This is a genomic window from Ensifer sp. YR511 (assembly GCF_900103045.1).
Classification (GTDB): domain Bacteria; phylum Pseudomonadota; class Alphaproteobacteria; order Rhizobiales; family Rhizobiaceae; genus Ensifer; species Ensifer adhaerens.
This window is the reverse complement of sequence record NZ_FNGR01000062.1, coordinates 1-19,187: the sequence shown is the minus strand read 5'-3', so window position 1 is coordinate 19,187 and position 19,187 is coordinate 1. Positions and strand designations below refer to the sequence as shown.

Below are 19,187 nucleotides of genomic sequence, written 5' to 3'. Positions count from 1 at the left end.
CGTAAACTCATAAAATTGCTTGGTGTTTTTCGCGTGTCGTGATTCAAGGCTTCCGGATAAGGGAGGCTGTATGACGCGTCGCCGCTACGAACTTACCGATCACGAATGGTCGATCCTGTCACCACTGTTGCCCAACAAACCCCGCGGCGTTCCTCGGGTCGATGACCGGCGGGTGCTGAATGGCATCCTTTGGCGGTTCCGGACTGGTTCGCCTTGGGCGGAAATCCCGGAGCGCTACGGTCCGCCGACCACCTGCTACAACCGCTTCGTCCGTTGGCGGAAGGCCGGTGTCTGGGACAAGCTTCTTGAGGCGGTTTCCGAGGCTTACGATGGCGATATCGTCATGATCGACTCGACCTGTGTCCGCGTTCACCAGCATGCGGCCACGGGAAAAAAGGGGATGGAGACGATGGAGGCATGGGACGTTCCCGCGGCGGGCTTACAAGCAAAATCCACGCGCTCGTCGACGCGGAAGGGCGTCCCGTTACCCTCCGTCTGACCGGCGGCCAAGTCGCCGACTGCACCGAGGCTGACGCGCTGATGGACGAGCTCGACGAGGGAAATATCCTGTTGGCCGACAAGGGCTATGATACCAACGCCATTCGGGCCAAGGCTGCCGAACGAAAGGCTTGGGCCAACATCCCGCCGAAGACAAACCGCTAGGGCACCTTCGTCTTCTCGCAGTGGGTTTACCGGCAGCGCAAACTCGTAGAGCGTTTCTTCAATAGGATCAAACAGTTCCGTGGCATCGCAACTCGATACGACAAGCGCCCCGAAAACTACCTCGCCGCTGTAAAACTCGTCGCCACGAGAATTTGGTGTCAAAGTTTATGAGTCGACGGCCTAGAGCTCCAACCGCAATAGCCCCCCAGATCAGGCCAAGGAGGAGAAAGCGCATGACGAGTATAGGGTTTAGAGTACTTCGCCGGAAACGTAAGATTTCAGATCAGTTGGTTGAGCGATTCAGACATATGCCCGTCGCCAACATCAGCGACTGCATGAACCGTATGACTGCGGGCGGAAGCAGACTCATGCCTCTTCATCAAGGTGGGCTTGTCGCAGGGGCAGCCATCACTGTCAAAACACGCCCAGGCGACAATCTGATGGTTCACAAAGCGCTCGACATTGCGGAGCCTGGAGATGTTGTCGTTGTAGATGCCGGAGGTGACCTTACGAACTCCATCATCGGCGAAATCATGGCGCGATATGCGGCCATGAAGGGACTAGGCGGGATCATCATCGATGGTGCCGTCCGCGACGTCGGGCAAATCCGTCGATTGAATTTTCCAGTCTTCGCAGCCGGCGCGACACATCGCGGCCCTTATAAAACAGGCCCGGGAGAAATTAACGTGCCGATCGCAATCGAGGGCATGGTCATCGAGCCTGGCGACCTCATTGTTGGTGATGAGGACGGTTTTGTGTGTGTGCCGATCGACGAAGCCGAGCGCGTTCTTGCGTTTGTCGAGGCCAAACAGGCGGCGGAAGCAAAGTCGCTCGAAGATATAGCGGCGGGCAGGGGGTTGCCGCGCGCATGGATCGACGAGGCGTTGTCGAACCTGAAATGCCCTATCGAGAGCTAGTGGAGGCTTATCACGCGATAGCCAACGATCGCTGGGGATGAGCGTTGCCCGCGTCCTGGCGGGCAAGCAAGGTCACCTTGTGTCGCAAGAAGTGGCAAGCCGTTTGGGAGGTACAAATGGGCAAATTAAGTGATCAGCGCAGTCTGGGAGCATCGCTGCTCCTAATTTGCTTCAGTTACGTGGTCCTGTCGCAAACGGCGGACCTGCCGGCAGGTACGCTAACCGCGATGGGTCCCGCCTTCTTGCCCAGGGTGTTGGCGGTCTTCATCGCTATCGCGGGATCGATCCTGTTCGTGCAGGCCTTTCTCAATCCACGGGAAGTCATCGGCTAGCTACCATGGTGGGCGCTCATGCTGATCGCGGCTTCAATCGTTGCATTCATCATCTTGCTGGATGTTCTCGGTGCGCTGCTGACTGCGCCTTTAATGCTGATGGTCGCGGGTGCAGCGAGCAAATCAAAAAGTCGCTGGCGTAACCTCGCGATCCATTCGATGTGCGGATTGCTCGTCGTCCTCCTTGTTACGTTCTCGCTAGGCAAGTGACTTATTGGCAGAGGCAATGATTGCGGTGCGATTGCCCGGGGTGATGGCCCATTATGAACTCGCCATGGAAATTCCTGGTTCAACTGGCGTCAGGGGGCGGGCGCGCGAAGGGCAGAAGAACGCGCGTGAAACCGAAGCGCGCGGGGTGTCATTGGCACCGCCTGTTCCGGATGCCGATGATGTCAACTCGCCTCTTAATGCTGCAGAAGTCACTTCGACCGAGCCGGAGAAGAACGATCTCAACGCCTCGACAGGGGACTCCCCTGTCGTAGAGGATGATGGGAGCAGAGAGGCGTCTTCCACTGCGGTCAAACCGGGAAAGTCCCAACGATCCTGAGGTAGCAATTCAGGGCGAACGTCCATTAGAACCGGCAAGACAACAAACCAAGACCAGGAAAACGCGTGCCAGGCGCGTTGAGGTCGCCTCCTCCGACGATAGCCGTGGAGACGAAGGCTCAGATGCGCGGCTGCCCGTGATCACCTTCCTCGATGATGTTGCCGCGCTCGACGGCGACATCAAACAACTGAGGCGCCAGTTAGCAGAGAAGCTGCTTTTGCAGAATGCGCAGCTGAGAAGGTTGCTTGAGCGGTTTGAAACTTCGTAGGCACGGCCGCGTACATTTGAAGACTTGAACAAAATAGGATCGCGAACGCTGCTCCTCGAAGTCAAGTTGGGGCCGAAGGCGTTCTGAAATCCGAATCTGGTGCACTACGTTCAAGGAAGCTGAGCGAACCCACTCCACACGATCGATGTGGTGGCACCAGCGCTTAGAAGCAGGATTGTGGGTATCCGCGGGAGCAGTTGCATCGTGGCGAGGCTAATAAGGATAATGAGTGCGCCCAAAAATCCTCCATCGGCCATCCGGAAGAGAATGACGCAAGAGGCTATCATCAGACCAACACTCACTGTCGCCAGACCCTGTCGCATGACCCTATACCAGCGCCGGCTGCGATAGGCGTTGGTAACTTTCAGTGCGGTGTAAAACACCAGTGATGAGGGTACGAAGAGCGCCAGCGTTGCAACCATCGCCCCAATCCAACCCGACAGTTTCCAACCAAGCAGCGTCGAGAGCATCAGCCCTGGACCGGGTGCCGCGCGTGATATCGCGAACAGGTTGACAAATTCCGCCTCGGACAGCCATCCGCGCACGGTCACCGCCTCAGTGTGGATCCCTGAAAGAATTGCCGGACCCCCTCCGAACGATAGAAGTGACAACGGCGTAAGGACCATAACAAGGTCAAGCAGCACCCCACTCTTCACTTCGTAGTCCGCCAAGCTAGGGCGATGCTGACCGGCGCCGCGCACAAGACGGTCCACACCAAGGGGAATTCGAGAAGCCCAACCAGAATGCCGATCACTACCGCTATCAAAAGATTGGCGGGCGTGTGACGAATTCGCACTACACTGGACAGGCACACTGCGGCGATTAGGGCGATGGCGGCGAAAGTAACGCCGATTAGCGCGGTATCGAGCAGCGGTCCCGCGAAGCGGGACAACAGGCTCATCATCGCCAGCACCCCGAAAAATGGTCCAAGCAGAAATCCTGTGAAACAGGCAAGGGCACCCAAAGGGCCACGCAGATTATCGCCTAATGTAATCACCAGGTTGACCACATTTGCTCCCGGCAATACCTGTGCAAATGCAAGACTACTTGTGAATTCCTCGTCGCTGATCCATCCGGTTAGCTCGACGAACTCTCGGCGCAGCCAGCCCGACAAACCGCCACCGAAAGATAAGATTCCGATCTTGAAGCAGACCGTGAAAAGCCGGGAAAGGCTGGGCTCAGATGCCCTTGTCATGCGCGCACCTATGCCTTTGAATGGGCCGAAATCACGGCATCCTGCGCCTCACCACCTGCAAGCACTTGAGCTATATTGTCCAGTGCCCGGAAGCCCATCGCATCTCGGGTTTCTTGCGTTGCGCTCGCCATATGTGGCGTCAGGAAAACATTTGGGAGGTCTCGCAGGCGAAGATTGTAGTCGGGTTCGGACCTGAATACATCAAGTCCTGCTGACTGCAATTGCCCCGAGACGAGAGCTTCAATCAACGCTTCCTCATCGACGAGCTCTCCCCGCGCGACGTTCACGAGGATCGAGCCTTGTGGCAGCAGCGCTAGCTCGCGGGCACCGATCAGTGGCCCACCACCACCACCCGGAGCATGGAGCGTCAACACATGACACTCTGGCAACATTTCATGAAGCTCCGCGTAGAAGCGTGCCTCGTAACGATCGTCAGGGGCGGACCTTGCGAGATCGTGGTAGGCGACGCGCATCCCAAAGGCCGAGGCGCGCAGCGCCACCGCGCGACCGATCCGTCCCATGCCGACGATGCCAAGTGTTTTGTCCGCCAGATCGGTTCCCAACATTTCGTTGAGGCCTAGTCGGCAGCGCCAGCCCTGATCCATCGTCGTTGCGTATTCCCGAGCCCGCCGTGCTGCTGCGAGAATATGCAACATCGTCATGTCCGCCGTGGCACCTGTCAAAACCTCGGGTGTATTGGTGACGACGATCCCTCGTTCGCTTGCGGCCGCAACATCAACATGGTCATAGCCGACACTGCAGGTTGCGATAATGCGTACGCTGCCCGGCAGTCGATCGATCTGGTCACGACGCATCGACACCCGTGCTGTGAGCAGGATTGCGGCGATTTCCTGGGCGCAGCAGTGGGAAACGACCTCCTCTGGCGTCATGTTGCGGCCGGGTGCGAGGCTTGCGTCAAAGACCTCGGCGGCGTGCAGCTCGACGGCGGCAGTCAGGGGAGAAACCACGAGCAGGCGAGATTTTGAATAATTCATACTGCGGTATTCCTTTCGATGGGCATCAGGCCATGAGCGGCTAACAATGGCCGTGTGTCGGCATGCAGCAAGCGGGCAAGCAGCGCGTCAGTTGTGGGAGAATTGGCATGTAGGGCTGCGGAGAAGATCTCCGTGCGCTGTGTCTCTTCCGGCAGAGGAGAAGCGGCAGAAAGGCCCTGGATCTGTGCCAGCTCGCTGATCTGCTGGATGGCGCAAGCCGCCTTACCTTCAGCCACCATGCGTCCGGTTAGCCCCTGTGGTATCACGACTGCTTTAGCATCGATTTCCGCTGCGATGCCCAAGCGCTCCAAGACGGCAGAAAAATGGATGCCACTCGCTCCACTCTTTGAATAGCAGAGCGATGGAACCTCGCGCAGATAGCGAACCAGATCGTCAGTGGTGGCAAAAGCCGGTGGCGGATTGTCCTGCGTGGCGGCGATACCGATCCGGGATAGCACGAGCGGATGCCTCGAAAGGATCTTGCCGTCCAGTTCCAGGCCCTGCGCCGCCTCATCTGTTAGTAGGGCCAAAGTCGGAAGATCACCTGCGGCGATACGCTGTAGAAGCAAGACGGTGGGCTCGAAGATGATTTCGCCTGGTCCGCTTGCGTCGTCCCAAATCTCCTCCACGACACCGCGCAGCGCGAGCGTACAAAATAGTCGGTGTCTGGCGCGGAAAACGACACCCGAAAGGCCTTCAAAGGGCAATATCATCGACCCCTTATCCAGATCGCCATGTCCTTGCGCCAGTGCGGTCTGATAGGTGGCAGTGGCAGCAGCCAGAACAGGCATCGGAAGGGCCAGATCTGCAGAAAGCGCCGCGCCAGCCTTGAGATCCTTGTAGGCTTTGGCAAGGGGGTAGCCGTTTGAGAACTGGCCCTGCAGGATACGCGGTAGGAAGAACTCAGACGCGTAGCTGCGGCCAGTGCCGCCGTTGACCACCTCCGCAACCAGGACGGGATCTAGGCCGAGACGGACGGCGGCGGGCAAAAGTTCGGCCAAAGCTGCCATGTTCACATCGAACAGCAGTTGGTTTATCAATTTTGCCGTCTGCCCTGAGCCGACGTCCCCCATCCACAATACGGATGTGGCAAAACAATCAAATAGTGGTTTGACCTGCCTGAACTTGTCTGGCCCGCCGCCACACATCACGGTCAGTGTGCCTTGCTGTGCACGCTGTTGCATACCGGAGATCGGCGCATCGATAAAGTCGACCGACGACTCCGCCAAGCGTTCCGCAATGCGCTTTGCGCTCGCCCTGTCATGAGTGGTCAGGTCGATGACAACCGCACCGGCAGCAAGTTGAACGGCATGGGGTCCGAAAAGTACCTGTTCTACCGTTTCTGCGTTCGGCAGGCAGAGAAAGAGGAAGACCGGCCGGTCGAGATCGGACGGGGATGTGAAGACCCGACCACCGGCCGCAACAACATCGGCGCCGTCGTCATTGCGTATGATGACGTCGACAGAATAGCCCGCCCGAAGCAGATGAAGGGCGATGGGCATACCCATCGTCCCGGCACCTATAAAACCTATCGTCATGTAGGCTATTCCTTTTGCGGTTCGGGTAACAGGAAGTCGAAATCGCAACCTTGATCCGCCTGCAAAACTTCTCGGCGGTAAAGCCGCTGGTATCCTCTTTTGGGTGTTGAAGAGGGTGGGCTCCATTTCTTACGGCGCAGTTCGAGTTCCTCGTCCGAGACAAGAAGTTCGATGCTTTTACTTGCGACCGAGAGACGGATCGTGTCGCCATTGCGCACAAGGGCAAGTGGTCCGCCAGAGGCGGCATCAGGGGTCACGTGAAGAATGATCGTGCCGAAGGCAGTACCGCTCATGCGCGCATCCGAGATACGAACCATATCCTTGACGCCGGCGCGAGCCAGTTTCGTTGGGATGGGTAGATAGCCGGCCTCTGGCATTCCCGATGAGCTTAGAGGGCCCGCGTTTTGCAAGACAAGAATATCGTCTGCCTCTACATCCAGATCGGGGTCGTCGATCCGCTGTGCCAGGTCTTCGAGGGATGAAAATACGACCGCGCGTGCGGTCTTTTCGAACAGAGACGAATCGGCGGCTGCCCGCTTGAGGATCGCTCCACGCGGAGCGAGATTGCCAAACAGGGCAACCAGCCCGCCCTCAGGTTGAAGTGGCGAGGTGCGGCTTTTCACGACCTGACGATCGACCCACGTTCCATCCGAGCGTTCCAGCCGCTGTCCCAACGTCTCACCCGTCACCGTCAGGCAGTCCAAATGCAGTTGGTCGCGCAATTCACGCATGACGGCGCCCAGGCCGCCTGCGGCAAACAAATCCTGCATGTAATGCGGTCCGGTCGGTTTTAGATCGACTAACACCGGAGTTGTGTCCGACAATTCGTTCATCCGCTTCAGGTCCAATTGGATGCCCGCCCTGCCGACGATCGCAGCAAGATGAATGATCGCGTTGGTCGAACCACCGATTGCCAACAACACTCGCAGGGCGTTTTCAGCCGACTTTTCGGTGATGATCTGGTTTGGGGTGAGCCGCGAAGACACCAACTCCATGGCAGCACGTCCAGTCGCCTCGGCGGCGCGAAGCCGGTCGGCATGAACGGCCGGGATCGCAGCGGTGCCGGGCAGCATCATCCCCAACGCTTCGGCCAAAGAGGCCATGGTGCTGGCCGTGCCCATGACCGCGCAGGTTCCGGCGGTGACTGCCAGATTACGCTCGACCTCCTGGATTTCATCGCGCGATATCTCACCCGCGCGATGACGACCCCAAAAGCGCCTACAATCGGTGCATGCGCCTAGCCGTTCACCTCGCCATTGACCGGTCATCATAGGACCGGTCACCAATTGGATTGCGGGGATACCCGCTGAGACTGCGCCCATCAGTTGCGCTGGAACTGTCTTGTCGCAGCCCCCGACCAGTACCACAGCATCCATTGGCTGGGCCTTCAGCATTTCCTCGACATCCATCGACATCAGGTTTCGGAAGACGAGGCTGGTGGGGTTCAGGAAGACTTCGCCCAGAGAAATGGTTGGGAACTCCATGGGTAGACCGCCAGCGGCCAGCACCCCTCGTTTAACCGCGGTGACCAACTCGGGAACCAGGCGATGACAGTTGTTGAAATCGCTGAATGTCGAGGCAATGCCGACCACCGGTTTTTGAAGCAGGTCTTGTGACAATCCCTGCGAATTGGCGAAGGAACGTCGCAGATACACTGCGAAATCCGCATCACCATACTGAGTTAGTCCTCGCGAAAGGCCAACCGGCTGATCATCCATCATTTTTATCCTGTTGAGTTGTGTGGGTCGATTCTGCCGCGGTCGCATTGGCCGACGCGAGGCGTTTAGCTGTATTGTCCACGTGACGTTGGGCGGCGGCGCGGGCGGATCGCGGGTTTCCGTTTCGGATGGCCTCCAGAATTTGTTCGTGTTCCCGCTGAGCCTGCCAACGTTGCGCGCTGCGCCCTGCGGAATATTCGCGTGCAGCGCGTATGGTTTCGAACAGCGGTTGGGTGACGATCTGGGCGTATCGGCGGAAGTACTCGTTACCGGTCGCGGCCAAAATCGCGCTATGGAAATCGAAATCCGCCGCGACTCCAAGCTCGATCTGCCCATCCTCTATGGCTGCACGCATCCGCTCCACTGCCGACTCCATGCGGGCAATGTCGTCCTGGCTGCGCCGCCGTGCGGCCAGTGCGGCAGCTTGTGATTCCAGAGCAGCACGGAGCTCAACGATCTGGAGAAGTGATCTGAGGTCGGACGGGGGATCGGCAAATACCTGTATTGGTTCGGGCGGGGGTACATCGGCGACAAAATGGCCGCGCCCCGGCTCCGTGCGCACCAGCCCAGTGGCGCGCAACCGCGTGAAGGTTTCGCGGACCACGACGCGGCTAACCTGAAAACGAAGCGCCAATGCCTGTTCAGACGGCAAGGGCGTGCCGGCCTCAAGCCCGTTAATCTCCGTGGCCAATTGCTGGGCCAGCACTTCCGGCTTGCCGCGCCTTTCCATTTTCTCACTCACGCCTGGTCGCCTCCACTCAATGGTTGGGTTGGACGGTACTTTGTTGCAACCTGTCCTACAAGTACATCCTCAAATACCCTGTTGACTCTGGCTACTACGGTATGCAAGTAAGAATGTAAAGGCTTACATTTTAGGGAGGAGGCCCATTATGAAGTTCAAGGAAATGTTTCTTGCGGTCGCGCTACTGGCAGGATTCGTGGGTGGAGCGAGTGCCGATACGCTAAAGGTCAATCTGGCGGCGCCAGTCAGTTCAATGGACCCGCACTATCAAAGTGCGTCGCCTAATGCGGCGATGGCGCGCAACATCTTCGATACGCTCGTCATCCAGGATGGCGAGCAACAGCTTAATCCAGGTCTAGCCACATCGTGGCGCACCATCGACGAACGTACGTGGGAGTTTAAGCTGCGCGAGGGAGTAAAATTCCACGACGGCACGCCGTTCACAGCGGAGGACGTTGCCTACACGATCCGACGCATCCCGACGCTCGACAGCCCAGGCTCTCTTGAACGTTACATCCGACCAATTGTCGATATCGAGATTATGGACCCGCTGACCATCCGGCTGAAGACGGCCCAGCCGTTTCCACTGATACCCGTCTATATGTCGGGTTTTGTCATCGTTTCGAAGCAAGCTGTCGATGGTAAGCCGCTCAGCGATTTCAATTCTGGTGCAGCCACGATTGGGACCGGGCCGTACAAGTTTAAGAGCTGGGTGCCGGGCGACAATGTCCTGCTTGAGCGCAATGAGGATTATTGGGGCGAGAAGCCGGATTTCGAGGCGGTCAGCATCAAATTCGTGCCGGAGGATGCGGCCAGAGTGACGCAACTCTTGACCGGAGAGGCGGATTTTATCGATCAGGTGCCGCCGCAACTCGTGGAGCGGGTATCAAGCGCGGCAGGGGTCAAGCTGAGCAAGGCGCCGTCCTATCGATTCATCTATATGGGTGTCAGCTTTCGCCCGGAGGCGACGACATATGTGGCCGGACCCAAGGGTGAGCGCTTAGAGAAGAGCCCGCTTCTTGACCAGCGCGTGCGTCTGGCATTGTCGAAAGCGATTGACCGGGACGCAATCACCGCTCGCATCATGGGGGGGCTCGCACAGCCGGCCAACCAGATCAACCTGGCTTCTGCGGGCGCCAGCCCAAATCGCCCCCAACGCCTCTATGATCCAGAGGGGGCAAAGGCTTTGCTCAAAGAAGCCGGCTTTCCCGACGGCTTGTCTTTGACCTTCATCGCTCCCAACGACCAGTATATCAACGATGCGCAGATCGCGCAGGCGATCAGCCAGATGATGGCACGCATTGGAGTACGCGTGAAACTTGAGACGCTGCCGGCGTCGGTGATGTATGACCGCATGAATAAAGGTGAGTTCGGCCTGTTCATGTTTGGGCATGGGGCCACAACTGGTGAGCCAATGGGCTCTCTTAGCAATCTCGTCGGAACGTTTAACCGCGAATTGGGGCAGGGGTCCAGCAACAGGGGTCGCTATTCCAACCCGGACCTGGATGCCATGCTTGCTGAAGCCGCTGTGACCATGGACGATGCCAAGCGTTCAGAACTCCTCGTCAAAGCTATCGATACGGTAATGGATGACGCAGGCATAATTCCACTGCAGCACCAGTTTTATGTGACCGCATTGCGTGACACGCTGGATTTCAGTTCGCGGGTGGACGAGCGTTTCCTTGCCGCCAATGTACACAAATCCAAGAAGTAACCGTCACGAAGAACCGAGAGGCTCGGGGTGCCGAGCTCTCGCCAACCGCTTTTTTAGGAGACCTATCGCCATGAAAGCCCTCGCCCCGGTTCGTCGCAACCGCGTCAAGGACGCCATCCGTCAGGGCAGCAAAGCCCGCGGAATTCACATGACTTTCGCAAGCCCCAGTGTCATCGAGCTACTGGGCATGCTGGATTTTGATTTCGTCTATCTAGACGCAGAGCATGGAAGATTTGATCTCTCGGAAATTGAAGAGGCTTGCCGTGCGGCGGAAATCAGCGATCTGACCGTCATCGCCCGGGTCCCTCCTGGGATGCTCGCCTTGATCGGCACTTACCTTGACCGGGGAGTGCAAGGCATCATTGTGCCGCATGTTAGTTCCGCGGAAGAGGCAGCAGCAGCAGTGGAGGCAACGTTCTTCCGGCCCCGCGGGTTTCGTTCAAATGGTGGCGCCCGGGCGGACCGGTACTGGTTGGGAGGCGGTGATTTCCAGGAATATTTTGCGGAGGTGAACGAGAACACCACACTCTCTATTCAAATCGAGGACCGCAAAGCCGTTGAAAACTTGGATGAGATCCTGCAGGTCCCAGGGATCGACTACTACACCATCGGGAAGAACGATCTCAGTGCCAGCTATGACCAACCCCGGCTTGTGAAAGGCTTTTCAGCGCCGATGGGCGAACTTGTAGCCTCGTTAGAACAGCGCATCCGGGCTGCAGGTTTTCCGATGAAGGACGATGTGATGACTCTGGGCCGCGTCAAGGACTTTATCGTCGAAGGCGGTCACCGCTTTTTGAACACAGCGGCTTAACCAACTGGCCATCAAATGAACGAGGAAAAAATGGACACCAACGATATCGCTCGGACTGAAGCCCCCGTCGCTGAATTATTTGACGGGCTAATCAGCGGCAACGTCAGCGACGCGATGGAGCATTTGGGAATGCGACGAACGGTGATCGTGGGCAACCAGATGATTGCGCCTGCGGGCACACGTATCGTCGGTCCGGCCTTCACTGTCCGCCAACATTGGAAACACGCCACCACCCCGCGCGAAGAGGGTTTCGTTCGGCATGGCGAGGTATCACGCCAACTCGCCCGGCCGGGCGATGTCGTTGTCATTGACACTGGCGGGATTACTCGCGTCGGTAGTTGGGGCGAAAACCACGCTATGCGTTGTTTGTCGCGCGGTATCGTTGGTATGGTGACCAACGGCGCTACACGCGATGCCGATCTGATCCGACAAGTAGGTTTTCCTGTTTTTTGCAAGGGCGTGTCGCCGGTAAAAAGCCTTTGGGATCTGGAGACAGTGAGCCTCAACGAGCCCGTAAACCTCGACGAGGTGCATATTCGCGGCGGTGACATCGTTTTTGCAGATGAAAGCGGCATCGTTGTGGTGCCGGCGGAGCGTGCGCGGGAGGTAGCTGAACTGGCACAGAAAATCAGGCGTGCCGAAGAGGAATACCAGACAGATAGCGGCTTTTGGGAGCAGTTCGGGTTGGGTAAATGATGGACACAACTGACACAGGGCTGCTGCGCAAAGCAACTTTGCAGGAAGTCAGCCTCGCAGCGGGCGTTTCAACCGCTACGGTCTCGCGCTATCTAAACGACCGTTCCAGTGTTAGCGAAAAGACACAGGTCCGGGTTCAGGCGGCAATCGACCGGCTTGGTTATGTCTCGAATGCCCTGGCCCGGGCCCTGGCCTCCCGGCGGTCGATGACAATGGGAGTCATGGTCCCGAGCCTGACCAGTACCGTTGCCGCGCGAACACTGGATGCATTCCGAAGCCGGCTCTATTCCTCGAGCTACGGCGTGTTGCTGTCAAGTTATGCAGCCGACCGTGACGGTGCAGTCGAAGCGACCCGCAGATTGTTGGAGCGCGAAGTTGATGGCCTGTTGCTAATCGGTGGCGAGACGCATCCAGAAATGGTGGAACTCGTCAAACGCCAGGCCAAACCCTTTGTCGTAACCTGGATGCCAAGCGGCGGTGAAGGCCCACCTTTTATCTCTTACGATCATTGCGCGGCAATGGAACTGGTCGCCGACCATCTCCTATCGCTGGGACACCGGCGGTTCGGATTTGTCGTTGGGAACACCGTGCGAAACCCTCGCTTTGCTGAGCGTCTTCTTGCCGTACGGGCTCGGATAGAGGCGAGCGGGGGTATCCTTGACCAGGAGCATGTGGCCGAAACACCCACCAACTGGATCGAGGGGCGACGCGCCGTACGCACTCTGCTCGGCGCACCCGGTCCGCGTCCTACTGCAATTATAGCAGTAAACGACATCCTTGCCGCGGCAACCGTGTTGGAATGCCAATCGCAAGGCATCTCGGTGCCGGGGGAAATTTCTGTGACAGGTAGCGGCAATTCAGATCTGGCGGAAAGCCTCATCCCCAGCCTGACAACCCTTACAACCCCCAAGACGGAAATTGGCCGGACCGCGGCCGATTACCTGCTCGCGCGCGTCGACGGCAAACCGGCCGAAGCCAATATCACCATTGCAGTGGGACTTGAGGTCCGTGGCTCAAGTGGTCCACCGCCGGCCGGTTCGTAACCGCAGCGAAGAGGGAGGAGAAAAATATGACTTCTTGGTTGATCAGGCGACTGATCCAGGCGGTTTTCGTTGTCTTGGCGATGACGATTATCGTTTTCATCGGCATCTATGCCATCGGCGATCCGCTAGACATTCTGGTCCCACCGGACGCGGATCAATTATCGCGAGAAAGGGCGGCACAGGCGTTCGGGTTGGATCAACCGCTATGGCTGCAATATATCCGGTTTCTAGGCGGGATCTTGCAAGGCGATTTCGGCACCAGCTTTGTGTTCAACACGTCATCGCTGGAATTGATTCTTGAGCGACTTCCCGCGACGCTGGAGCTTGCGGTTGCAGCGGTTCTTCTTTCCATCGTGATCGGCATACCCTTGGGGCTTTACGCCGGGCTCCGTCCGCGCTCCATCCTTTCGCGCGTTCTCATGACAGGTAGTATCCTGGGCTTTAGCCTGCCTAGCTTCTGGGTCGGCTTGATGTTGATTACCATTTTTTCGATGGAACTTGGCTGGCTGCCCAGCTCTGGTCGTGGCGATACTCGCGAAGTCCTCGGCGTCAACTGGTCATTCCTGACGCTTGATGGGCTCAGTCACATGTTTCTGCCGGCTCTGAACCTCTCACTCGTCAATATTGCGCTGGTGATGCGCCTCACCCGGGCCGGTGTCTCCGAAGTGTTGCAGGCCGACTACATCCGCTTTGCCCGAGCCAAGGGGCTAAGCGAAAGACGAATTGTGACCGTACACGTGATGAAGAACATCATGATCCCCATCGTCACGGTGATCGGAATCGATTTTGGCAGCACCATCGCTTTTGCCGTGGTGACGGAAAACATCTTCTCATGGCCAGGCATGGGCAAGCTTATCATCGACTCAATCAATGTCTTGGATCGGCCCGTTATCGTTGCCTACATGATGGTAACGGTCGTGCTCTTTGTGACCGTGAACCTGATCGTCGACTTTCTTTATACGCTTCTTGATCCTCGCATCAGGCTGGGAGAGCAAAAATGACTGAAGTGACCGCTACAACTGTTCCGGGACCCTCGTCGCGGACGCCGCTGCGTCAGTCGATAGAGCTGTATTTGTCCTCGCCGCTTGCCGTGGGTGCGTTGCTCCTGTTTCTGGTGATTGTCCTGCTGGCAGCTTTCGGACCTTGGATTGTTCCGCAGAATCCCTACGATTTGATGCAGATCGATATTATGGACGGCATGTTGCCGCCTGGCACCGAATCTCCGACCTACGGGTTGCGCTATTGGCTCGGCACCGACGATCAAGGCCGTGACATGTTATCAGCCATTGTCTACGGCCTGCGGATCAGCTTGGCGGTTGGCGTAGGATCGGCCTTGCTAGCCTGCACCATCGGCACCTTGATTGGCATCATTGCCGCATTCATTGGCGGGCGGACCGAGGCGTTCATCATGCGGTTGGTCGATCTTCAGCTTTCCTTTCCGGCCATTTTGATCGCACTGATGATACTTTCGGTTCTTGGCTCTGGGGTGGGCAACGTAGTCCTAGCCATCGTCATAGTTGAATGGGCGACATATGCCCGGACTGTTCGTGGGGCCGCTATGGTCGAGCGCAACCGCGAATACATCGAAGCGGCACGCGGGTTGGCGCTACCGGCATGGCGAATAGCGCTCCATCACCTTCTGCCTAACTGTCTTCCGCCGGTCGTGGTGATTGTCACCATGCAGATTGCGCGGGCGATTGCGCTCGAGGCGACCTTGAGCTTTCTCGGCCTTGGTGTGCCGGTGACGGAACCCTCGTTGGGACTTTTGATCGCCAACGGACACTCCCACATCCTTGCCGGAAACTATTGGGTCAGCCTTTACCCCGGTCTAGCGCTTCTAGTGACTATGGCGGCAATCAACATCGTCGGCGACCGCGTGCGCGAAATCCTTAACCCGAGGAACCAGTCGTGACCGAGACCCTTCTCAAAATATGCAACTTGAGCACGCATTTCGTAACCAAAGCCGGCATTGCGCGCGCTGTTAATGATGTTTCTTTCGAGCTTGCATCGCGCGAAATCCTCGGTCTGGTCGGTGAATCTGGTTCTGGAAAGTCCATTACTGCCTTCTCGATCCTGCGCCTTGTTACGCATCCAGGTCGCATAGCTGGCGGCCGCGTTCTGTTCCGCGGACAAGACTTGGTCACCGCCAGCGAAGAAGAATTGCGCCGTATTCGGGGCAATCGGATCGCGATGATCTTTCAGGATCCCATGATGACTCTAAATCCGGTTCTTCGGATTGAGACGCAGATGGTCGAAACTGTGTTGGCGCATGCCGATGTGTCTCGAGCCGAGGCTCGTATACGCTCTGTCGAGGCGCTTGGGATGGTCGGCATACCCAGCCCCGACGAACGGCTTGCGGCCTATCCTCATCAGTTTTCCGGCGGGATGCGGCAGCGTGTGGCTATCGCTATCGCTCTGCTTCACCGGCCGGATATCATCATTGCCGACGAGCCGACAACAGCTTTGGACGTCACGATTCAAGCACAGATATTGGCGCAAATTCAGGGGCTCGCCAACCGGCACGGCACGTCCCTGATTTGGATTACACATGACCTGTCGGTTGTCTCAGGCCTCGCGGATCGACTGGCAGTTATGTATGCCGGTCGTATCGTTGAAATGGGAGATGTTGGCCTCGTACTGACCCGCCCCAAGCACCAATATACCAATGGTTTGATACGTAGCGCCCCCGGTGTCATTCCGCGTGGCCAGCCGTTGCATCAGATTAAGGGTGCAACGCCCAGCCTGTTCAATCTGCCCAAGGGCTGTGCCTTCCGCATGCGTTGTACTGCAGTAGATGCTGCGTGCCAGGAAGACCCCGATCTCATCCAACAAGACGAGCGGCTGGTGCGCTGCTTCCATACCGTTCCCACGGCGGGACGCGCCAACGGGCTTGCCCTTGCGGAGAAGGAAACATGAATATGCAGACAACGACCCAGCCTATCTCGGCGGCGGACGAAAGTCCGCCTGCGCTTCTCGAGCTCAAGAACGTTGGCCGCATCTTCACACGCCACGAAGACGGAATCGATCGCCTGCTTAGGAAGGTTGCACGCTGGGCACCGCCTCATCGGGTTCGTGCTGTCGATGACGTCTCGCTGAGATTGCGCAAGGGTGAGGTTGTCGGATTGGTAGGCGAATCCGGCTGCGGAAAATCAACCCTGGGCCGGATTGCCGGACAGATCAGCAAACCAACTTCCGGTCACGTTCTGATCGACGGCAAGGACATAACCAAGCTGAGCAAAGCCGAGCGCATCAAAACGCGCCTGCGTGTTCAGATGATCTTTCAGGACCCGTTCAGCAGCCTGAATCCGCGCATGCGCATTGGGGACGTTCTTGCCGAAGCAGCGGTCGCCCATGGGATTGTTTCGCGTGGAGATAGCGCGGCGTTTGTGCGTCAGAATCTTGAACAAGTCGAACTGGATGGTGGCTATAGTGACCGTTTCCCGCACCAGTTCTCCGGCGGCCAACGGCAGAGGATCGGCATTGCGCGTGCACTTTCGGTCTCGCCTGAGTTGTTGATCTGCGACGAGTCAGTTGCAGCTCTCGACGTGTCGATTCAGGCGCAGATCATTAACCTGTTCATGGATCTGCGAAGCCGATTGGGTCTGACATATCTGTTCATTAGTCATGACCTTGGGGTGATTGAACATATCTCGGATCGCGTGGTCATCATGTATCTTGGCCGGGTGATAGAGGAGGCTCCAACCGAGGAACTTTTCCGGGCACCCAATCATCCTTATACGCAGGCACTGTTGCGGCAAAAGCCGCGTATCCAGCTGGGGAAACGCACGTTTGAAACGATCAACGGCGAGATTCCCAGTCCGCTCAGGCCCCCACAGGGTTGCCACTTCCACCCGCGGTGCCCGCATGTGATGCCGGTCTGCCGCCAGCAAGCGCCGGTTTTGCGTGAGATCGCACCGGGGCGGCGCAGCGCTTGCCATCTTAATACCGATAGTTAAGGAGACCGCAATGTACGGATTTTCAGTTTATCCTCGGCGCCACGTAACTGAACCGGAGATTGTTGAGGCCTATCGAGGAATTCCGGTGGCCAACATCAGCGATGTCATGGCGCGGACGAACGGCGGCGGTGCTTTGCTTCGGCCGATGCATGATGGAACTCCCATGGCGGGACCGGCACTGACAGTCAAGACCCGCCCAGGCGACAATCTGATGTTGCACAAGGCTTTGCAGATTGCCGAGCCTGGCGATGTCATCGTGGTCGAAGCAGGCGGCGATCTAACCAATTCCCTTTTCGGGGGGAATATGCTGGCGTATGCCGCCTATCGCCGGCTGGGCGGAATTGTCATAAGTGGGGCAATTCGCGATCTAGCCGAGATCCGTGAACAATCTCTGCCGGTGTTCGCGATGGGCGTAACCCACCGAGGGCCTTACAAGGACGGGCCGGGCGAAGTGAACTGCCCAATCGCCCTTAACGGCATGGCGGTTGAACCAGGCGATTTGATTGTCGGCGATCTGGATGGGGTGCTTGCCATTCCGAGGGAACAAGCGGGTCTGCTTTTAGCGGCGGCACGCGCAAAGAGAGATTGGGAAATCCAAACAGGCGAGGCTGGTCGGGCTGGCCATTTTGAGAAGGCGTGGATCGATAAAGAGCTTGCCGCCAAGGGTTGTCTCGGTCTGCGCTAAGCCCGTACCACTTAAAATCGATAAATGAGAGACGCTGGCCAAGAATAAAAGACCTCACCAAACGGCGAGGCAAGCATCAGCGCGTTCGTAGCAGGGGGCAATCCATGAAAATCGGTTCACCGAGAGAAGTGGAGAAAAATGAAGCACGCGTGGCGCTCACGCCCGAAAGTGCTTTGCAGTTAAACAAACTCGGCCATACCTGCCTGGTGGAGGCAGGGGCCGGAATGCAGGCGGGTTTTTCGGACGAGGCCTATGGGGCTTTGGGCGTTACGGTCGTCGACAGCGCATCTGTATGAAGCGGCAGATGTCATTGTAAAAGTGCGGCCGCCCGAGCCGAGCGAGGTCGCGTATCTGTCTGCGGACAAGACGCTGATCTCGTTCTTCTATCCGGGCCAGAATGCCGAACTTCTGGAGCTCGCCAGGGAAAAGGGCGCCAACGTCATCGCCATGGACATGGTCCCGCGCATTTCGCGCGCCCAGAAGATGGATGCGCTGTCGTCGATGGCCAATATCGCCGGCTATCGCGCGGTGATCGAGGCGGGCAACAATTTCGGTCGCTTCTTCACCGGCCAGGTGACGGCCGCCGGCAAGGTGCCGCCGGCCAAGGTCCTGGTGATCGGTGCGGGCGTCGCCGGTCTTGCGGCGATCGGTGTCGCCACTTCGCTCGGTGCTCAGACCTACGCCTTTGACGTGCGTCCCGAGGTCGCCGAACAGATCGAGAGCATGGGAGCCGAGTTCGTCTATCTCGATTTCGCCGGTGGTGATGGGGGAGGTCAGCAGGATGGCGCTGCCACCGGCGGTTATGCGGCTCCCTCTTCGCCGGAGTTCCGCGAGAAGCAGCTTGCCAAGTTCCGCGAGCTTGCGCCCCAGATCGATATCGTCATCACCACGGCGCTGATCCCGGGCCGTGATGCACCGAAACTCTGGCTTGCCGACATGGTGGCGGCGATGAAGCCGGGATCGGTGGTGGTCGATCTTGCGGCCGAGCGTGGCGGCAACTGCGACCTGACCGTTGCCGATCAGCGGATCGTCTCCGACAACGGCGTCGTCATCATCGGCTATACCGATTTCCCGAGCCGCATGGCCGCGCAGGCGTCCACGCTCTATGCCACCAATATCCGCCATATGCTGACCGACCTGACGCCGGGCAAGGATGGCAAGCTCGTCCACAACATGGAGGACGACGTCATCCGTGGCGCGACCGTCACCTTCCAGGGTGCGATCACCTATCCGCCGCCACCGCCGAAGATCGCCGCGATCGCGGCGCAGAAACCAAAGGAGAAGGTGAAGGAGCCGACGCCGGAGGAAAAGCGTGCGACCGAGGCGGCAGCCTTCAAGGCCCAGACGAAGAGCCAGCTGACGCTTCT

General features: G+C 58.0%; 21 protein-coding genes and 1 pseudogene. 16 read left to right on the top strand and 6 right to left on the bottom strand.

Going from position 1 to position 19,187, the window contains the following annotated elements:
• Nucleotides 1–70 precede the first annotated feature (70 nt).
• From BLU15_RS41095 to BLU15_RS39930, 6 genes are all read left to right on the top strand, one after another.
• Nucleotides 71–499 carry an IS5 family transposase gene (locus BLU15_RS41095; RefSeq protein WP_371590418.1) on the top strand — a complete coding sequence of 143 codons (429 nt, stop codon included), beginning with the start codon at nucleotides 71–73 and terminating at the stop codon, nucleotides 497–499.
• Complete coding sequence (locus tag BLU15_RS41090; protein ID WP_371590417.1) at nucleotides 418–663, top strand: transposase; 246 nt, start codon at nucleotides 418–420, stop codon at nucleotides 661–663. Before BLU15_RS41095 ends, BLU15_RS41090 begins: the two co-directional genes overlap by 82 nt.
• 233 nt (nucleotides 664–896) lie before the next feature.
• Nucleotides 897–1,580, top strand: a complete 684-nt coding sequence (locus BLU15_RS37920) for an RraA family protein (protein WP_090302435.1) — start codon at nucleotides 897–899, stop codon at nucleotides 1,578–1,580.
• 116 nt (nucleotides 1,581–1,696) lie between these two features.
• Nucleotides 1,697–1,912 carry a hypothetical protein gene (locus tag BLU15_RS37915; protein ID WP_090302433.1) on the top strand — a complete coding sequence of 72 codons (216 nt, stop codon included), beginning with the start codon at nucleotides 1,697–1,699 and terminating at the stop codon, nucleotides 1,910–1,912.
• 18 nt (nucleotides 1,913–1,930) lie between these two features.
• Nucleotides 1,931–2,122: a hypothetical protein gene (locus tag BLU15_RS37910; protein WP_090302431.1), complete on the top strand. Its 192-nt coding sequence runs from the start codon at nucleotides 1,931–1,933 to the stop codon at nucleotides 2,120–2,122.
• Nucleotides 2,123–2,400: 278 nt separating this feature from the next.
• A complete protein-coding gene (locus BLU15_RS39930) occupies nucleotides 2,401–2,727 on the top strand; it encodes a hypothetical protein (protein ID WP_210187502.1) in 327 nt (108 codons plus the stop codon).
• Between the two features lie 110 nt (nucleotides 2,728–2,837).
• On the opposite strand, the gene BLU15_RS37905 is transcribed toward BLU15_RS39930, so the two are convergent.
• From BLU15_RS37905 to BLU15_RS37880, 6 genes are read right to left on the bottom strand one after another with little or no spacing between them, the layout of a single operon-like run.
• A complete protein-coding gene (locus BLU15_RS37905) occupies nucleotides 2,838–3,398 on the bottom strand; it encodes a chromate transporter (protein ID WP_143034361.1) in 561 nt (186 codons plus the stop codon).
• Entirely contained in the window at nucleotides 3,380–3,922 is a 543-nt protein-coding gene (locus tag BLU15_RS37900) for a chromate transporter (RefSeq protein WP_090302427.1), read from the bottom strand. Before BLU15_RS37900 ends, BLU15_RS37905 begins: the two co-directional genes overlap by 19 nt.
• Nucleotides 3,923–3,930: 8 nt before the next feature.
• Complete coding sequence (locus BLU15_RS37895; protein ID WP_090302425.1) at nucleotides 3,931–4,917, bottom strand: NAD(P)-dependent oxidoreductase; 987 nt, start codon at nucleotides 4,915–4,917, stop codon at nucleotides 3,931–3,933.
• A complete protein-coding gene (locus tag BLU15_RS37890; protein ID WP_090302423.1) occupies nucleotides 4,914–6,455 on the bottom strand; it encodes an NAD(P)-binding domain-containing protein in 1,542 nt (513 codons plus the stop codon). Before BLU15_RS37890 ends, BLU15_RS37895 begins: the two co-directional genes overlap by 4 nt.
• A 5-nt stretch (nucleotides 6,456–6,460) precedes the next feature.
• Nucleotides 6,461–8,173 carry an IlvD/Edd family dehydratase gene (locus BLU15_RS37885; protein WP_371590416.1) on the bottom strand — a complete coding sequence of 571 codons (1,713 nt, stop codon included), beginning with the start codon at nucleotides 8,171–8,173 and terminating at the stop codon, nucleotides 6,461–6,463.
• Entirely contained in the window at nucleotides 8,166–8,915 is a 750-nt protein-coding gene (locus tag BLU15_RS37880; RefSeq protein ID WP_143034360.1) for a FadR/GntR family transcriptional regulator, read from the bottom strand. Before BLU15_RS37880 ends, BLU15_RS37885 begins: the two co-directional genes overlap by 8 nt.
• A gap of 148 nt (nucleotides 8,916–9,063) precedes the next feature.
• Here BLU15_RS37880 and BLU15_RS37875 point away from each other — a divergent pair, with 148 nt between their 5' ends.
• The 10 genes and pseudogenes from BLU15_RS37875 to BLU15_RS37830 form a co-directional block, all read left to right on the top strand.
• Nucleotides 9,064–10,629: an ABC transporter substrate-binding protein gene (locus BLU15_RS37875; protein ID WP_090302417.1), complete on the top strand. Its 1,566-nt coding sequence runs from the start codon at nucleotides 9,064–9,066 to the stop codon at nucleotides 10,627–10,629.
• Between the two features lie 70 nt (nucleotides 10,630–10,699).
• Nucleotides 10,700–11,440, top strand: a complete 741-nt coding sequence (locus BLU15_RS37870) for an HpcH/HpaI aldolase family protein (protein ID WP_176960486.1) — start codon at nucleotides 10,700–10,702, stop codon at nucleotides 11,438–11,440.
• A gap of 30 nt (nucleotides 11,441–11,470) precedes the next feature.
• Nucleotides 11,471–12,136 carry an RraA family protein gene (locus BLU15_RS37865; RefSeq protein WP_176960485.1) on the top strand — a complete coding sequence of 222 codons (666 nt, stop codon included), beginning with the start codon at nucleotides 11,471–11,473 and terminating at the stop codon, nucleotides 12,134–12,136.
• The gene (locus BLU15_RS37860; RefSeq protein ID WP_090302411.1) at nucleotides 12,133–13,179 is read left to right on the top strand and encodes a LacI family DNA-binding transcriptional regulator; all 1,047 of its coding nucleotides are present in this window, start codon (nucleotides 12,133–12,135) and stop codon (nucleotides 13,177–13,179) included. The genes BLU15_RS37865 and BLU15_RS37860 overlap by 4 nt, the downstream gene beginning before the upstream one ends.
• Nucleotides 13,180–13,205: 26 nt before the next feature.
• Nucleotides 13,206–14,180: an ABC transporter permease gene (locus tag BLU15_RS37855; protein WP_090302409.1), complete on the top strand. Its 975-nt coding sequence runs from the start codon at nucleotides 13,206–13,208 to the stop codon at nucleotides 14,178–14,180.
• Complete coding sequence (locus BLU15_RS37850; protein ID WP_090302407.1) at nucleotides 14,177–15,091, top strand: ABC transporter permease; 915 nt, start codon at nucleotides 14,177–14,179, stop codon at nucleotides 15,089–15,091. Before BLU15_RS37855 ends, BLU15_RS37850 begins: the two co-directional genes overlap by 4 nt.
• The gene (locus BLU15_RS37845; RefSeq protein ID WP_090302406.1) at nucleotides 15,088–16,095 is read left to right on the top strand and encodes an ABC transporter ATP-binding protein; all 1,008 of its coding nucleotides are present in this window, start codon (nucleotides 15,088–15,090) and stop codon (nucleotides 16,093–16,095) included. The genes BLU15_RS37850 and BLU15_RS37845 overlap by 4 nt, the downstream gene beginning before the upstream one ends.
• On the top strand, nucleotides 16,092–17,135 hold the full coding sequence (locus BLU15_RS37840; RefSeq protein WP_244546955.1) for an ABC transporter ATP-binding protein: 1,044 nt from the start codon (nucleotides 16,092–16,094) through the stop codon (nucleotides 17,133–17,135). The genes BLU15_RS37845 and BLU15_RS37840 overlap by 4 nt, the downstream gene beginning before the upstream one ends.
• A 10-nt stretch (nucleotides 17,136–17,145) precedes the next feature.
• Nucleotides 17,146–17,820 (top strand): RraA family protein, encoded by a 675-nt coding sequence (locus BLU15_RS37835; protein WP_090302404.1) that lies wholly within the window; start codon nucleotides 17,146–17,148, stop codon nucleotides 17,818–17,820.
• Between the two features lie 104 nt (nucleotides 17,821–17,924).
• A pseudogene (locus BLU15_RS37830) lies at nucleotides 17,925–19,187 on the top strand (Re/Si-specific NAD(P)(+) transhydrogenase subunit alpha); the annotation flags it as partial.

Coding starts and splice junctions, on each gene's coding strand:
- BLU15_RS37890 (WP_090302423.1), bottom strand. CDS start 6,455: ATGACGATAGGTTTTATAGGTGCCGGGACGATGGGTATGCCCATCGCC.
- BLU15_RS37875 (WP_090302417.1), top strand. CDS start 9,064: ATGAAGTTCAAGGAAATGTTTCTTGCGGTCGCGCTACTGGCAGGATTC.
- BLU15_RS37835 (WP_090302404.1), top strand. CDS start 17,146: ATGTACGGATTTTCAGTTTATCCTCGGCGCCACGTAACTGAACCGGAG.
- BLU15_RS37915 (WP_090302433.1), top strand. CDS start 1,697: ATGGGCAAATTAAGTGATCAGCGCAGTCTGGGAGCATCGCTGCTCCTA.
- BLU15_RS37865 (WP_176960485.1), top strand. CDS start 11,471: ATGGACACCAACGATATCGCTCGGACTGAAGCCCCCGTCGCTGAATTA.
- BLU15_RS37855 (WP_090302409.1), top strand. CDS start 13,206: ATGACTTCTTGGTTGATCAGGCGACTGATCCAGGCGGTTTTCGTTGTC.
- BLU15_RS37860 (WP_090302411.1), top strand. CDS start 12,133: ATGATGGACACAACTGACACAGGGCTGCTGCGCAAAGCAACTTTGCAG.
- BLU15_RS37895 (WP_090302425.1), bottom strand. CDS start 4,917: ATGAATTATTCAAAATCTCGCCTGCTCGTGGTTTCTCCCCTGACTGCC.
- BLU15_RS37870 (WP_176960486.1), top strand. CDS start 10,700: ATGAAAGCCCTCGCCCCGGTTCGTCGCAACCGCGTCAAGGACGCCATC.
- BLU15_RS37920 (WP_090302435.1), top strand. CDS start 897: ATGACGAGTATAGGGTTTAGAGTACTTCGCCGGAAACGTAAGATTTCA.
- BLU15_RS41095 (WP_371590418.1), top strand. CDS start 71: ATGACGCGTCGCCGCTACGAACTTACCGATCACGAATGGTCGATCCTG.
- BLU15_RS37900 (WP_090302427.1), bottom strand. CDS start 3,922: ATGACAAGGGCATCTGAGCCCAGCCTTTCCCGGCTTTTCACGGTCTGC.
- BLU15_RS37885 (WP_371590416.1), bottom strand. CDS start 8,173: ATGGATGATCAGCCGGTTGGCCTTTCGCGAGGACTAACTCAGTATGGT.
- BLU15_RS39930 (WP_210187502.1), top strand. CDS start 2,401: ATGGGAGCAGAGAGGCGTCTTCCACTGCGGTCAAACCGGGAAAGTCCC.
- BLU15_RS41090 (WP_371590417.1), top strand. CDS start 418: ATGGGACGTTCCCGCGGCGGGCTTACAAGCAAAATCCACGCGCTCGTC.
- BLU15_RS37840 (WP_244546955.1), top strand. CDS start 16,092: ATGAATATGCAGACAACGACCCAGCCTATCTCGGCGGCGGACGAAAGT.
- BLU15_RS37850 (WP_090302407.1), top strand. CDS start 14,177: ATGACTGAAGTGACCGCTACAACTGTTCCGGGACCCTCGTCGCGGACG.
- BLU15_RS37910 (WP_090302431.1), top strand. CDS start 1,931: ATGCTGATCGCGGCTTCAATCGTTGCATTCATCATCTTGCTGGATGTT.